The sequence below is a fragment of the Streptomyces sp. DT224 genome, assembly GCF_049844595.1.
Taxonomy (GTDB): Bacteria; Actinomycetota; Actinomycetes; order Streptomycetales; family Streptomycetaceae; genus Streptomyces.
The window spans coordinates 273978-288473 of the sequence record NZ_JBNCLI010000010.1 but is presented as its reverse complement, the minus strand read 5'-3'; the positions used below and the strand labels follow the sequence as shown (position 1 = coordinate 288473).

Here is a 14496-nt window from a genome sequence, read left to right as displayed (position 1 = left end):
CCTGTTTATACCAGTAAGGCGTCAATTGAGGGGCAGGTGCCGATCACCCTTTCGTGTGCTTTTCAGCAAAGACCTCAAGGGGCGGAGGGCACCCGCCGACAAAGGATGCGTGAGTACCCTTGCGCACACCATGATGACCAACGCCCGCTCCGTCGATTCCGGCCTCGCCGGCCCGGGTGAACTCGACCGTTACTCGTACGCGGAGGCGCCGGCCGGCGAGCGCGCCGCCGCACGCTCCTGGGATGACGCCGAAGCCGGACTCGGCCGGGTGGGCCGACGGGGGTCGGCCAGCCGTGGCCGCGGGCTCCATGGCCAACTCGTTCAGCAGCTGGGGCAGATGATCGTCTCCGGCGACCTCGGTGCGGACCGCCCCCTGGTGCCCGAGGAGATCGGCCAGCGTTTCGAGGTTTCCAGGACCGTTGTGCGGGAATCGCTTCGCGTGCTGGAGGCGAAGGGGCTGGTCAGCGCCCGCCCCAACGTCGGCACCCGGGTGCGGCCGGTCAGTGACTGGAATCTGCTCGATCCCGACATCATCGAATGGCGCGCCTTCGGCCCGCAGCGTGATGACCAGCGCCGCGAGCTGGGTGATCTCAGGTGGACGATCGAGCCACTCGCCGCCCGCCTTGCCGCAGGGCATGGGCGCGAGGATCTTCAGCAGCGTCTTGTCGACATGGTCGAGATCATGGGGCACGCGCTCGGTCAGGGCGACATGATCACATGCGCCCGTGCCGACGCGGAGTTCCACTCCCTGCTGATCCAGGCCGCAGGCAATCGCATGCTGGAACACCTTTCCGGGATCGTCTCGGCGGCGCTGCAGGTGTCCGGCGGCCCGGCCACCGCATGCGACCGGCCCAGCGAGGCGTCCCTCGCCCTGCACGCCCGCATCGTGGACGCTCTGGCGTCCGGTGACTCGGCAGGCGCCGAGTCGGCCATGCGCCAGTTGCTGGTCGGGCACCACGAGGCGGAACGCGTGGTGCCGGCGCCGCGCGAGCACTGACTGCGGCGCGGGCAGGTGTGCGCGCCCCGTGTCGTCGGACCCCGGCGGTCCGGCGGCACGGGGTGGAGAGATGTCGCCTTGGTCGCGTTCATCGCAAATGGGGTGTGACTCGGGCCACGCGAAACGGCCGTAACACTCCTTGAAACTGCGCGATGACTTAAGAGGTGACCGTCGCAGAAGGAATACAGCAGCCGCTCAGGGCGCTGTGCACTTCTGAGGCCAAGCCCGCGCCGTCGGTGCATTCCCCGCCCGTCGGTCGTCGGTTCCAGCCCCTCTCCGGGCCGGGCCGGAAGCCGTTTCCATCGTTCCGAGAGGTTGTTCGTGTCGGCCAGCACATCCCGTACGCTCCCGCCGGAGATCGCCGAGTCCGAATCTGTGATGGCGCTCATTGAGCGGGGAAAGGCTGATGGGCAGATCGCCGGCGATGACGTGCGTCGGGCCTTCGAGGCTGACCAGATTCCGCCAACCCAGTGGAAGAACGTTCTGCGCAGCCTCAACCAGATCCTCGAGGAAGAGGGTGTGACGCTGATGGTCAGTGCCGCGGAGCCGTCGAAGCGCGCCCGCAAGAGCGTTGCAGCGAAGAGCCCGGCCAAGCGCACCGCCACCAAGACCGTCGCGGCCAAGACGACGGTGACGCGGACCATGGCGGCGCCTGCCGCCCCGTCCGTCGAATCCGCGGACCCTTCGGCCGAGGAGGCTCCCGCGGCCGCGCCCGCGAAGAAGGCCGCAGCCAAGAAGACGGCTGCCAAGAAGACCGCCGTGAAGAAGACGGCGGCCAAGAAGACGGCCTCCAAGAAGGCCGGTAAGCAGGACGAGGAGATCCTCGACGGCGACGACGTCGTCGAGGAGGTCAAGGCCGGCAAGGGCGAGGAAGAGGAGGGCGAGGGCGAGAACAAGGGCTTCGTCCTCTCCGACGACGACGAGGACGACGCGCCCGCGCAGCAGGTCGCCGTCGCCGGCGCCACCGCCGACCCGGTCAAGGACTACCTCAAGCAGATCGGTAAGGTCCCGCTTCTCAACGCCGAGCAGGAGGTCGAGCTCGCCAAGCGCATCGAGGCGGGCCTGTTCGCCGAGGACAAGCTGGCGAACTCCGACAAGCTCGCCCCCAAGCTCAAGCGCGAGCTGGAGATCATCGCCGAGGACGGCCGTCGGGCCAAGAACCACCTGCTGGAGGCCAACCTCCGCCTCGTGGTCTCGTTGGCCAAGCGTTACACCGGCCGCGGCATGCTCTTCCTGGACCTGATCCAGGAGGGCAACCTCGGTCTGATCCGCGCGGTGGAGAAGTTCGACTACACCAAGGGCTACAAGTTCTCCACGTATGCCACCTGGTGGATTCGGCAGGCGATCACCCGCGCCATGGCCGACCAGGCACGCACCATCCGTATTCCGGTGCACATGGTCGAGGTCATCAACAAGCTCGCGCGCGTCCAGCGCCAGATGCTCCAGGACCTGGGCCGTGAGCCCACGCCGGAGGAGCTGGCCAAGGAGCTCGACATGACCCCTGAAAAGGTCATCGAGGTCCAGAAGTACGGCCGTGAGCCGATCTCCCTCCACACCCCGCTGGGTGAGGACGGGGACAGCGAATTCGGTGACCTGATCGAGGACTCCGAGGCGGTCGTTCCGGCCGACGCGGTGAGCTTCACGCTCCTCCAGGAACAGCTTCACTCGGTGCTGGACACGCTGTCCGAGCGTGAGGCGGGCGTGGTCTCCATGCGATTCGGCCTCACCGACGGTCAGCCGAAGACGCTGGACGAGATCGGCAAGGTCTACGGCGTGACGCGCGAGCGCATCCGTCAGATCGAGTCCAAGACCATGTCGAAGCTGCGCCACCCGTCGCGTTCCCAGGTTCTGCGCGACTACCTCGACTAGGCCGCAGCGACATCACGATTGCCGAGAGGGCCCGGATCCCATGGGATCCGGGCCCTCTCGGCATCGCGTCCCGATCTCCACGGAGAGGCCGGCGGAGGTGCGCGTCGGCGTCACTGGAATGACTCTGGGTAGGCATGGTCCCTCACAGAGTCAGGAGTACGTATGTCCCGCACTGTCGTCCGCACCTTGACCGGAGCGCTCGCCCTTGCCGCCACCACGGTCGTGATACCGCCCGTTTCCTCCGCTCCGGCGGTCGCCGACAGCATCATCATCGGAGGCCGGCCGGCCCACGTGGCGGACAGCCCCTGGGTGGTGGCGCTGTCCAGCCGTGACCGGTTCGGGGGTACTCGGGCCGGTCAGTTCTGCGGCGGTGTCGTGGTGGAGCCGAAGAAGGTGCTCACCGCCGCCCACTGCCTGAGCCGGAAGGCGCTGGGCACCGATGTGGACCAGGTGAGCGATCTGCGGATCATCTCCGGTCGGGACGAGCTGAACGGCACGGGCGGCAAGGAGATCCCGGTGAGCGGGACGTGGGTCAACCCCGGGTTCGACGCCGCCACCAACAGTGGGGACGTCGCGGTGCTCACCCTTTCCGAGGCGCTGCCCGACGGGGACACGATCCCCCTGGCGGAGGCCGGTGACCCGGCGTACCGGGCGGGTACACCCGCAGTCGTCTACGGATGGGGCGACACCACCGGTTACGGCGACTACGCGTCGTCGCTCAGGTCTGCTCAGGTGGACATCCTGTCCGACAGCTCGTGCGAACAGGTGTACCCGGGCGGCAGCGCCGGTACGTACGACGCCTCATCGATGCTCTGCGCGGGCGAACCCGAGGGCGGGTACGACGCCTGCCAGGGCGACAGCGGAGGGCCTCTGGTGGCGCAGGGGCGGCTCGTGGGGCTGGTGTCGTGGGGGAACGGCTGCGGGCGTGCGGGAAACCCCGGCGTCTACACCCGGATCTCTGCCGCCATCGGCTGGATGGCGAGCGCCGACTGACCGGCGCCGGCTCCACGGGTACGAGAACGGGCGGCTTCCCTCACCGGGAAGCCGCCCGTCGGCCGGTCCGGGACCGACCCCTGGCTCGTCGTGGATGCAGAGGTGTCAGTGTTCCTCTTCGGCGGCTTGGGCCTGCGCGGCCGTCAGCCGGTCCGTCTCATCCTGTATTTCCGCGGCGATCTTCTTGAGTTCCGGCTCGAACTTGCGACCGTGGTGGGCGCAGAAGAGCAGTTCACCGCCACTGATGAGCACGACGCGCAGATATGCCTGGGCGCCGCAACGGTCACAGCGGTCTGCTGCGGTCAGCGGGCTCGCGGGGGTCAGAACAGTAGTCACGTCGCCTCTTCTCTAGCTCGACGAGCTGTCGTACCAGGGTCAACATCCAACCAGGCCGAAAACGTTCCCGCTCGTGGCTTTTCTTCGAAACTTCTTCTCGGGATGGCTGTCTGTTGCCGGTTCGCGGCGAATGTGCCGTATTGCGTGGCGCTACGGTTTCGCGTTGCTTGGCTTGGTCAGTCCGGGCCGGCTGGCTTGCCGGTTGTTCATGAGGACGTGCCCGGAGCCTAAATGGTTCATGCCTGGAAGGGAACGTGATGTGCACGTCACCCCTGCGAGGAGATCGAACATGCATGCGATTCTAGTTTAGAGTGAGGTTCTTCTAGGGTGGCGTTTCACCCGCTCTACCAGGCATCGGTACCCTCACAGCGGCACCGAAGCCGAGCCCGTGACCCACAGGGCCCCAAATGAAATTCAGCGAGGAGCGAACCGCGTGACCGCCGATACGTCCGTGCCGTCCACTGCGCTGCTGACCGGAGCAGACCGAGACGGTTCCAACTACACCGCGCGGCACCTGCTCGTACTCGAGGGGCTCGAAGCGGTTCGCAAGCGCCCGGGTATGTACATCGGGTCCACCGACAGCCGCGGTCTGATGCACTGCCTCTGGGAGATCATCGACAACTCCGTCGACGAAGCCCTCGGCGGCTACTGCGACCACATCGAGGTCGTACTCCACGACGACAACTCCGTCGAGGTCCGGGACAACGGCAGGGGCATCCCGGTCGACGTCGAGCCCAAGACGGGGCTTTCCGGCGTCGAGGTCGTCATGACCAAGCTGCACGCCGGAGGCAAGTTCGGCGGCGGCTCCTACGCCGCGTCCGGCGGGCTGCACGGCGTCGGCGCCTCCGTGGTCAACGCCCTCTCCGCCAGGCTCGACGTCGAGGTCGACCGCAACAGCGCGACCCACTCGATCAGCTTCCGGCGGGGTGTCCCGGGGATCTTCACCGAGCAGGGCCCGGACAGCCCGTTCGACCCGGCCAACGGGCTGCGCAAGGGCAAGCGTGTCCCGAAGACGCGCACCGGCACGCGAGTGCGGTACTGGGCCGACCGGCAGATCTTCCTCAAGGACGCCAAGCTCGGCCTGGAGACGCTTCACCAGCGGGCCCGCCAGACGGCCTTCCTCGTCCCCGGCCTGACCATCGTCGTACGCGACGAGCGTGGCCTGGATGGCGCGGGCAAGACGGAGGAGACCTTCCGCTTCGACGGAGGCATCAGCGAGTTCTGCGAATACCTGGCCCAGGACAAGGCCGTCTGCGACGTCCAGCGTCTGACCGGGCAGGGGACGTTCAAGGAGACCGTCCCGGTCCTGGACGATCGCGGGCACATGACGGCCACCGAGGTCACGCGCGAACTGGGCGTGGACATCGCGCTGCGCTGGGGCACCGGGTACGAGACCAACGTGAAGTCCTTCGTCAACATCATCGCCACCCCCAAGGGCGGCACCCACGTGACCGGGTTCGAGCGCTCCGTGACCAAGACGGTCAACGAGGTGCTGCGCTCCGCGAAGCTGCTGCGCGTGGCGGAGGACGACATCGTCAAGGACGACGCCCTCGAGGGCCTCACCGCGGTCGTGACCGTGCGCCTGGCGGAGCCGCAGTTCGAGGGCCAGACGAAGGAGGTGCTCGGCACCTCGGCGGCCAACCGGATCGTCGCCAATGTCGTGGCCAAGGAGCTCAAGGCGTTCCTGACCTCCACCAAGCGGGACGCGAAAGCTCAGGCCAGGGCCGTCCTCGACAAGGCGGTGGCAGCCGCTCGCACCCGCATCGCGGCCCGCCAGCACAAGGAGGCCCAGCGCCGCAAGACGGCGCTGGAGTCGTCCTCCCTGCCGGCGAAGCTCGCCGACTGCCGCAGCGACGACGTGGAGCGCAGCGAGCTGTTCATCGTGGAGGGCGACTCCGCGCTCGGTACGGCGAAGCTCGCCCGGAACAGCGAGTTCCAGGCGCTGCTGCCGATCCGCGGCAAGATCCTCAACGTTCAGAAGGCGTCGGTTTCCGACATGCTGAAGAACGCCGAGTGCGGTGCGATCATCCAGGTCATAGGAGCCGGCTCCGGACGCACCTTCGACATCGACGCCGCCCGGTACGGCAAGATCGTCCTGCTGGTCGACGCCGACGTCGACGGCGCCCACATCCGGATCCTGCTGCTGACACTCTTCCAGCGGTACATGCGGCCGATGGTCGAGGCGGGCCGGGTCTTCGCCGCCGTGCCGCCGCTTCACCGGATCGAACTGGTCCAGCCCAAGAAGGGCCAGGACAAGTACATCTACACCTATTCGGACAACGAGCTGCGCCAGCGGCTGCTGGAACTCCAGCGCAAGAACATCCGCTACAAGGACTCGATCCAGCGCTACAAGGGGCTGGGCGAGATGGACGCCGACCAGCTGGCGGAGACGACGATGGATCCCCGGCACCGCACGCTGCGACGGATCAACATCGGTGACCTGGAATCCAGCGAGAAGGTCTTCGACCTGCTGATGGGCAACGAGGTGGCGCCGCGCAAGGAGTTCATCACCAGTTCGGCGGCGACGCTGGACCGCTCGCGCATCGACGTCTGAGCGTCGCCTCCGGGGCCCGGACCGGCATCAGGAGCGGGCCGGGCCCGGAGGTCGTCTCCACCCGTGGGTGGAGACGCAATCTCCACCCATGATCCACCCTGGAGCCGATCTGCCGGGCCGGGCTCTTCCGTAGCTTCGGAGATGCAGAATTTCTCGCATCTCGGAGGCGCCCATGTCCGGGCTCGTCAACGCCCTGGTGATCATCGCGGTCATCGCCCTCGTCGTGGTCCGTCAGTGCTCGGCGCAACGGATCTCCGGAGGCCGGCCCTGGTGGGTTCTGCCCGGCGTCCTGCTCTTCATGGCCCTGCGGGAGCCCGGACTCGTGGACCCGCACCATCGGATGGCTTCGGCCGTTGTCCTGGGCGCCGAGCTCCTCGTCGGACTGGTCACGGGTGCCGGGTGGGCGTGGACATCCCGCGTCTGGCCTGCTGAGGACGGCTCCCTGTGGAGCAAGGGGACCAGGGCCACGGCCCTGGTCTGGGTCGGCGGACTGGCTCTGCGGGCGGCTCTGTACGGGGTCGCGGTGGTGCTGGGCGTGCATCAGGGCAGCTCGGCCCTGATGGTGGCTCTCGCGGCGACTCTGCTGATACGGGAGGGGCTGCTGGCGCGCCGGGCCGCAGCGATATCCGGGCCGCACGTCGGGCCCGTTGTCGGCGCCGCGGTGCGGCAGGAGTGGAAGGACCGCTTGTGACACCCGATGCCTGGACGAGCTGGCCGTCGAGGGAGGCGCTCGTCCGGGAGACCCGCAGCCGCCCGCGCAGAGTGATCGGCTGGTCGGTGCGGGCCAGCCTGCTCACTCTGATGCTGTGGGGGACCTTCACCAACGGGCTGTTCGGGCCCTGGGAGATCGTCGTCGGGTTGATCGGTGTGCTCGTCTGCGCACTGCTCGCCGTCGCCTTCTTCCGGACAAGTCTCGACAACCGCCTATGGCCGTCGCTCGGTCTGCTCGGGATGCTCATGCTGGCCGGATTCGGGGCGGGGCAGGCGGGGGCGACGGTGCCCGCGACGGTGCTCTGGTGCGGCTGCGCCGTCACCGCTCTGGAACGGCTGCCCCTGGTCGCGGGTGTTCCCGCCACAGCGGTGGCCCTCGGCGCCTACGTGGTGATCGACACCGACGACTGGCTGACCACCGCGGTGACCACGGCCGGGCTCTGCCTCGCCGGGTATGTGCTCCGGCTGGACGCCGAGGCCCGTGGCAGTGCGCAACGGCTGCTCACCCAGGAGCGGGCGGCCCGGGTCGCGGAGGCGGAGCGGGCCGCGCTGGACGAACGCTCCCGGATCGCCCGGGAGATCCACGACGTGCTGGCACACAGCCTCTCCGCGCAGCTGGTGCACCTGGAGGCCGCGCGCCTGCTGATCGAGAGAGAGCCCTCGGGGGAGTTCCGGGATCAGGTCCTGCAACGGGTGGTCGCGGCCCGGTCGATGGCCCGCGAGGGCCTCTCCGAGACCCGTCAGGCGCTATCCGCGCTACGGGGCGAGGTGTCACCGGTGGAGGACTTCCTGAGGCAGTTGGTGACGGCTGAGCCGGCCGAGGTCCGGGTCGAGGGTGCGCGGCGCGCACTGACCGCCCAGGCGTCCCAGGCGGTCCGGCGGGTGGCACAGGAGGCCCTGACCAACGTGCGCAAGCACGCGCCCGGAGCCACGGTGCAGCTCCGGTTCGAGTACCAGCCCGACTTCGTCGTGCTGGAGGTCAAGGACTCGGGAGGGCGGAGTCCGGAAGGGGACCTGGCTGTCAGCGGTTCCGGATACGGTCTGCTCGGGATGCGCGAGCGCGCCGAGTTGCTGGGCGGCACGCTGGAGGCAGGCCCGGGCAAGGAGGGGTTCGTGGTGAGTCTGCGGGTGCCCGCGTGACGGCGCGGGTGGTGGTGGCCGACGACCAGGCGGTGGTACGGGAAGGCATCGTCATGCTGCTCGGCCTGCTGCCCGGTATCGAGGTCGTCGGATCGGCGAAGGACGGGGAGGAAGCGGTCGCGCAGGTGGCCGAGCACGCGCCGGACGTGGTGCTGATGGATCTGCGCATGCCCCGCTGCGACGGGGTGGAGGCGACCCGGCGCATCCGTGAGGAGTTCCCGGGTACGCAGGTCGTGGTGCTCACGACCTTCGCGGACGACGACTCCCTGTTCCCCGCGCTCAGGGCGGGAGCGCGGGGATACCTCACCAAGGACGCCGGGGGCGACGAGATCGTGAGGGCCGTCCATGCCGTTCTCTCGGGAGAGGCGGGGCTCTCGCCGACAGTGCAGCGGCGGCTCCTGGAGCAGGTGACCGAGGGGCCTCCCGGGATCGGTGGCGGCGGTGAGCCCGAGCCGCCGGACGGGATGACTCCCCGGGAGGCCGAGGTGCTGGTCCTGATCGCCGAAGGGATGTCCAACGCGGACATCGCGCGTGCCCTCCACATCTCGCAGGCCACGGTGAAGAGCCACATCAACAACCTCTTCGCCAAAGCGGGCCTGCGCGACCGGGCTCAGGCGGTGCGCTATGCGTACATGCGAGGGTTGGTGCGCCCGCCCAGGAGAACCTTCACCTGAAGAGGTGAAGTCTCGCGAATGAAGTGCCCGGGATCTTCCCGATCTGCCCATTCTTGGATATTCGGCCGAAGTGGTCCGAAGACAAGGGGAGTTGTTCGGTGGAGAAGGAAGCAGGGCGCGAGTCCGCAGCGATGCGGCTCGACGACCCGTGGGACGACGCCATCACCTCCGGGTGGGGAGAGCCCGACAGCGCGGCCGGCTCCACGCCTCCGGTGGTGCCCGGGCCGGCCGTGCCGCGCGGTGGCCCCCGCGCGGCCGACATCTATCTGGAGGTGCAGCGCAGCGAGGCGTTCCAGGAGGTGCGCCGTCGCTATCGGCGCTTCGTCGTGCCCGCCACCACGGCCTTCTTCGTCTGGTACCTCGCCTATGTCGTCACGGCGGTGACCGCCCCCGGGCTGATGGCGCGGCCGGTGGCCGGGGCGGTCAATGTGGCGATGGTCGTGGGGCTCGGCCAGTTCCTGACGACGTTCCTGCTCACCGGGGCGTACGCACGGCACGCACGGCTGCGCAGGGACCGGGCCGCGCTGGACCTGCGGTGGGAGACGCAGGAGATGACACGGGGGGCCGGGCGTTGAGCGGCGACCACCAGACCCTGGCGCTGCTGCTGTTCAGCGCCTTCATCGCGGTCACCCTTGGCATCACCACCTGGGTGAGCCGCAACAGGCACGGTTCCGCCGAGGAGTTCTACGCGGGCGGCCGACTGTTCTCGCCCATGGAGAACGGTTTCGCCATCGCGGGCGACTACATGTCCGCTGCTTCCTTCCTGGGCATCTCAGGTCTGATCGCCCTCTTCGGCTACGACGGCATGCTGTACTCGGTGGGCTTCCTGGTCGCCTGGCTCGTCGTTCTGCTGCTCGTCGCGGAACTCGTGCGCAACTGCGGCCGGTTCACCCTCGCCGACGTGGTCGCGGCCCGGATGGCGGAGCGTCCGGTCCGCATCGCCGCGGGGACCTCCTCCGTCACCGTGTCCGTGCTCTACCTGGTGGCACAGATGGTCGGTGCGGGCAGTCTGGTGGCGCTGCTTCTCGGCGGGACGAGCGGAGCCGCCCGCTCCTGGACCGTCGTCGGCGTCGGGGCACTCATGGTCGTGTACGTATCGCTGGGCGGGATGCGTGCCACCACCTGGATCCAGATCGTCAAAGCAGTGCTGCTCATGGCGGGCACCGTGGTGCTCACCGTGCTCGTGCTGGTCCACTTCCACGGGAACGTCAATGCGTTGCTGAACTCCGCCGCCGAGCGCAGCGGGTACGGCAAGGACTTCCTCTCGCCCGGTCTCCGGTACGGCGGGAGCTGGACGGCGCGCATCGACTTCATCAGCCTCGGCCTCGCCCTGGTGCTGGGCACGGCGGGTCTGCCGCACATCCTGTCCCGCTTCTACACCGTCCCCACCGCGCGTGCCGCCCGCCGGTCCGTCGTCTGGTCCATCGGCCTCATCGGCAGCTTCTACCTGATGACCATCGTGCTGGGGTTCGGGGCGGCCGCGCTGGTCGGCTCGGCCGACGTACGGGAATCGAATGCCGCGGGGAACACTGCTGTACCGTTGCTGGCCATGGTGCTGGGCGGGGGCGAAGGCTCCACCGGGGGGACGATCCTGTTCGCCGTGGTGGCCGCCGTCGCCTTCGCGACCATTCTGGCCGTCGTCGCCGGGATCACCCTCGCCTCGTCGGCATCCGTCGCCCACGATCTCTACGCCTCGCTCAAGAGGTCCGGTGCCAAGCAGCGCAGCGAGGTGGCCGTGGCCCGGGTGGCGGCTGCAGGCATCGGGGTCGTCGCCATCGGACTGGGGCTGCTCGCCCAGGACCTCAACGTGGCCTTCCTGGTGGGGCTTGCCTTCGCCGTCGCCGCGTCGGCGAACCTCCCCGTCCTGCTCTACTCGCTGTTCTGGCGGAACTTCACCACGCGCGGGGCGGTCTGGTCCGTCTACGGCGGGCTGGTCCCTGCAGTGCTGCTCGTACTGCTCTCCCCGGTCGTATCCGGCAGTCCCAGCTCGCTCTTTCCCGGCGTCGACTTCCAGGTCTTCCCCCTGGAGAACCCTGGCCTGGTCTCCATCCCGCTGGGCTTCCTCGCCGGCTGGGTCGGGACCGTGACCGCGAACGAACCGCCGGATACGGCCAAGCATGCGGAGATCGAGGTGCGTGCCATGACCGGGGCAGGGGCGGTCTGAGCGCCGGCCCGGCGAGTCAGACCCCCTCCGTGCAGAACACGCATTCCTCCCAGAACGGCAGCCCGTTCAGGACTCGGTGGCGTACGCAGGAGGCACTGGCGGCCTCGTGCGGTCCGGGCAGGACTTCCTCGCCGGCCCTCGCGGTGGCGGGGTCGAAGTCTTCGACCATCGACCGATAGGTGCGCAAGTAGCCTTCCACCCGTGGCGGTTCGTATGTCAGCTCCTCCCATCGGTGGTGGGTCAGGGCCAGATCGAGGACACGCAGCAGGAAGTCCTTGGCCGCTGCGGCCTCCTGCGGTGAGTCGCCCCAGTCCAGTTCGGCCAAGCCGAAGCCGACCACGCCACGGCCCATCACGTTCTGGTTCTGGAGCGACAGGAGTGCGGCGAAGCGGAAATCCCAGGGTTCCCGGGCCAGCTCCGAGACTGCGAACGTCAGGACGTCCACGAACACCGCGGTACCACCGTTGGTCAGGGACAGCCATCGACCGTCGCCTCCCTCGAACTCGTTCATGTCATTGAGGGTATGGGCGGGCCCGGCGTGTGGCCCGGAGTCCGACGCAGGCCCGAAGGGTGCCTCGACCGGGCGGCGGCGGGTACGGTGGCGCCGATGGGGAGCGGGCGGACCGGAAGCCCGGTGAGGGGCCGGCGAGACGGCGACCGGGGACTTGCTGAAATTCGTCTCCGATTCGGTCCCCACGCAATCTGCTTGCGTTTCTTGCGCTAATCTTGCGCGTATGACGCGACGACTTGCTCAGGTGGCACAGAAGGTTGGAGTCAGCGAGGCCACGGTCAGCCGGGTGCTCAACGGCAAGCCGGGCGTTTCCGACGCCACACGGCAGGCCGTCCTCTCCGCGCTGGACGTCCTCGGTTACGAGCGTCCGACCCAGCTGCGCGGTGAACGGGCCCGCCTGGTCGGCCTCGTCCTGCCCGAACTGCAGAACCCGATCTTCCCCGCCTTCGCCGAGGTTGTCGGCGGTGCGCTCGCCCAGCAGGGCCTGACGCCGGTCCTCTGCACCCAGACCAAGGGGGGCGTCTCCGAGGCGGACTACGTCGAACTGCTGCTGCAGCAGCAGGTCTCGGGTGTGGTCTTCGCCGGGGGTCTCTATGCCCAGGCCGACGCCCCGCACGACCACTACAAGGTCCTGGCCGACCGCAAGATCCCCGTCGTCCTGATCAACGCGGCTATCGCGCACCTCGGTTTCCCCTGCGTCTCCTGCGACGACTCCGTGGCCGTCGAGCAGGCGTGGCGCCACCTCGTCTCCCTCGGCCATGAGCGCATCGGCCTGGTGCTCGGTCCCTCGGACCACATGCCGTCGCAGCGCAAACTGGCCGCCGCCCGGGCGCTCGCGGAGGAGTCGGGCGCGACCATCCCGGACCAGTGGGTGACCCGGGCGATGTTCTCGCTGGAGGGCGGGCAGGCCGCCGCCGCGCGGCTGCTCGACGAGGGCGTCACCGGCTTCATCTGCGCCAGCGACCCCCTGGCCCTCGGAGCCGTTCGCGCGGCGCGGAGGCGGGGCCTGTCGGTGCCCGGCGACGTGTCCGTCGTGGGGTACGACGACTCGGCCTTCATGAACTGCACAGAGCCCCCGCTCACCACCGTCCGCCAGCCGATCGAGGCCATGGGGCGAGCCGCCGTGGAACTGCTCTCCGTGCAGATCGGCGGCCGCGCCGTGCCGTCGGACGAACTCCTCTTCGAGCCGGAACTGGTCGTCCGGGGATCCACGGCCCAGCCCCCGCGCACGGCTTCCCGTTGACCGTCGGGATTTTTCACCCCCGCAGCCACCAATTGCGCGGCTACGGGGATGGCAGGGGCTGGGGTGGCCGGGGGCCGGTGTAGTGCCCGCTGGGGCGCATCCGCAACGGCCGCTCCCCGTACTCCTCCAGTGCATGCGCGATCCAGCCCGCCGTACGGGAGATCGCGAACACCGTCTCTCCCGCCTCCGCGGGCATGCCCGAGGCGACCGAGAGCACGGCCAGCGCCAGGTCGACGTTGGCATGCAGAGGAACGTCCCGCGCGGTGGTGGCCACCACATCGCGGGCGGCGGCCAGGGCCGGTCCGGCCTGCGGGACGCGTTCGAGCAGGCCGAACAGCGTACGGGCGCGAGGGTCCTCGCCCGTGTACAACCGGTGCCCGAGCCCCGGCACCCGGCGCCCCGCCCGCAGATGGTCCGCCACCACCGGCGCCGCGCCGCCGCGCTCCAGGACCTCGGCCAGCATGCGGTGGGCCAGCCCGCTCGCCGCACCGTGCAAGGGGCCCTCCAGTACGCCGAGTCCCGCCGAAACCACCGCGTACGGATGTGCCCGGGCCGATGCGGCGACCCTGGCCGCCAGTGTCGAGGCGGCCAGATCGTGGTCGATCAGCAGCGCGAGCGCGGTGTCCAGAGCGGCGAGTGACGGCTCGTCGGGCAGGTGAGCGGTGAGTTTCGGCCACAGTCGGGCAGCCAGACCGGCGGAATCGGCCGGACCCGCTGCGCCGGGCTGGTGACCGCCCACCGTCGGCAGCGCCGCGACCAGCGTCGGAATCAGGCTGCGCGCGCTGCCCAGCACCGTCTCGCGCGACAGGTCGAAGCGCAGCGGGTCGGCGGCAGCGGCGGCCACCACGGCCACCCGCAGCCGGTCCGTGGACCCGCAATGCCCCGGCAGCGCGCCGACCGCCCGGCGGGCCGCCGTCCCCACCTGTGCCGGAGCGGTGAAGCGGATCCCCGGCCGCAGCTGTCCGGTCCACAGCCACTCGACGACCTCCTCGTACGAATGGCGCGCTGCCAGCTCCGTCGCGTCCACGCCCCGGAAGTAGTAGCGGTCGGCGCCGATGAGGGTGATGCCGGTACGAACGGCCGGCTCGCCCGGGGCCGAGGCCGTCTCCCTGCGTCCCGTGCGCCGGGCCAGCGCGTCGACCTCCGCCGCGTCGAACGTACTGCCGCGACCGCCCGGCACCCGGCTGCTGCTCAGCTGGCCCCGGCTGACGTACGCGTACACCGTCTCGGGCTTCACTCCGAGCCGCTCGGCCGTCTCCCGCGTCGTGAGCCGCCGTTCGTCCGCCTCTGATCGCTCCGTCATG

The 14496-nt window shown here is 69.3% G+C and carries 13 protein-coding genes; 10 read left to right on the top strand and 3 right to left on the bottom strand.

Features of this window, described 5'->3' with window-relative positions:
• Positions 1-130 precede the first annotated feature (130 nt).
• The 3 genes from ACLQ2N_RS25710 to ACLQ2N_RS25700 all read left to right on the top strand — a co-directional run bounded on the left by ACLQ2N_RS25710 (position 131) and on the right by ACLQ2N_RS25700 (position 3859).
• On the top strand, positions 131-997 hold the full coding sequence (locus ACLQ2N_RS25710; RefSeq protein ID WP_425816503.1) for a FadR/GntR family transcriptional regulator: 867 nt from the start codon (positions 131-133) through the stop codon (positions 995-997).
• 321 nt (positions 998-1318) lie between these two features.
• Entirely contained in the window at positions 1319-2866 is a 1548-nt protein-coding gene (locus tag ACLQ2N_RS25705; RefSeq protein WP_425816502.1) for an RNA polymerase sigma factor, read from the top strand.
• A 162-nt stretch (positions 2867-3028) separates the two neighbouring features.
• The gene (locus tag ACLQ2N_RS25700; protein ID WP_425816501.1) at positions 3029-3859 is read left to right on the top strand and encodes a S1 family peptidase; all 831 of its coding nucleotides are present in this window, start codon (positions 3029-3031) and stop codon (positions 3857-3859) included.
• Positions 3860-3964: 105 nt separating this feature from the next.
• On the opposite strand, the gene ACLQ2N_RS25695 is transcribed toward ACLQ2N_RS25700, so the two are convergent.
• Complete coding sequence (locus ACLQ2N_RS25695; RefSeq protein ID WP_425816500.1) at positions 3965-4195, bottom strand: DUF7455 domain-containing protein; 231 nt, start codon at positions 4193-4195, stop codon at positions 3965-3967.
• Between the two features lie 433 nt (positions 4196-4628).
• Here ACLQ2N_RS25695 and ACLQ2N_RS25690 point away from each other — a divergent pair, with 433 nt between their 5' ends.
• The 6 genes from ACLQ2N_RS25690 to ACLQ2N_RS25665 all read left to right on the top strand — a co-directional run bounded on the left by ACLQ2N_RS25690 (position 4629) and on the right by ACLQ2N_RS25665 (position 11438).
• Positions 4629-6749 (top strand): DNA gyrase/topoisomerase IV subunit B, encoded by a 2121-nt coding sequence (locus ACLQ2N_RS25690; protein ID WP_425816499.1) that lies wholly within the window; start codon positions 4629-4631, stop codon positions 6747-6749.
• A 172-nt stretch (positions 6750-6921) separates the two neighbouring features.
• Positions 6922-7440: a DUF1453 domain-containing protein gene (locus ACLQ2N_RS25685; RefSeq protein WP_425816498.1), complete on the top strand. Its 519-nt coding sequence runs from the start codon at positions 6922-6924 to the stop codon at positions 7438-7440.
• Positions 7437-8600, top strand: a complete 1164-nt coding sequence (locus tag ACLQ2N_RS25680) for a sensor histidine kinase (RefSeq protein WP_425816497.1) — start codon at positions 7437-7439, stop codon at positions 8598-8600. Before ACLQ2N_RS25685 ends, ACLQ2N_RS25680 begins: the two co-directional genes overlap by 4 nt.
• On the top strand, positions 8597-9274 hold the full coding sequence (locus ACLQ2N_RS25675) for a response regulator (protein ID WP_425816496.1): 678 nt from the start codon (positions 8597-8599) through the stop codon (positions 9272-9274). The genes ACLQ2N_RS25680 and ACLQ2N_RS25675 overlap by 4 nt, the downstream gene beginning before the upstream one ends.
• Before the next feature lie 131 nt (positions 9275-9405).
• Positions 9406-9849 carry a DUF485 domain-containing protein gene (locus ACLQ2N_RS25670; RefSeq protein ID WP_425816584.1) on the top strand — a complete coding sequence of 148 codons (444 nt, stop codon included), beginning with the start codon at positions 9406-9408 and terminating at the stop codon, positions 9847-9849.
• Positions 9846-11438: a solute symporter family protein gene (locus ACLQ2N_RS25665; protein ID WP_425816495.1), complete on the top strand. Its 1593-nt coding sequence runs from the start codon at positions 9846-9848 to the stop codon at positions 11436-11438. Before ACLQ2N_RS25670 ends, ACLQ2N_RS25665 begins: the two co-directional genes overlap by 4 nt.
• A gap of 16 nt (positions 11439-11454) precedes the next feature.
• Here ACLQ2N_RS25665 and ACLQ2N_RS25660 read toward each other — a convergent pair whose 3' ends face one another.
• Positions 11455-11949: a hypothetical protein gene (locus tag ACLQ2N_RS25660; protein ID WP_425816494.1), complete on the bottom strand. Its 495-nt coding sequence runs from the start codon at positions 11947-11949 to the stop codon at positions 11455-11457.
• A 223-nt stretch (positions 11950-12172) separates the two neighbouring features.
• On the opposite strand from ACLQ2N_RS25660, the gene ACLQ2N_RS25655 reads away from it, so the two are divergent.
• The gene (locus ACLQ2N_RS25655) at positions 12173-13192 is read left to right on the top strand and encodes a LacI family DNA-binding transcriptional regulator (protein ID WP_425816493.1); all 1020 of its coding nucleotides are present in this window, start codon (positions 12173-12175) and stop codon (positions 13190-13192) included.
• A 40-nt stretch (positions 13193-13232) separates the two neighbouring features.
• On the opposite strand, the gene ACLQ2N_RS25650 is transcribed toward ACLQ2N_RS25655, so the two are convergent.
• Positions 13233-14495: a citrate/2-methylcitrate synthase gene (locus ACLQ2N_RS25650; RefSeq protein WP_425816492.1), complete on the bottom strand. Its 1263-nt coding sequence runs from the start codon at positions 14493-14495 to the stop codon at positions 13233-13235.
• Position 14496 lies beyond the last annotated feature (1 nt).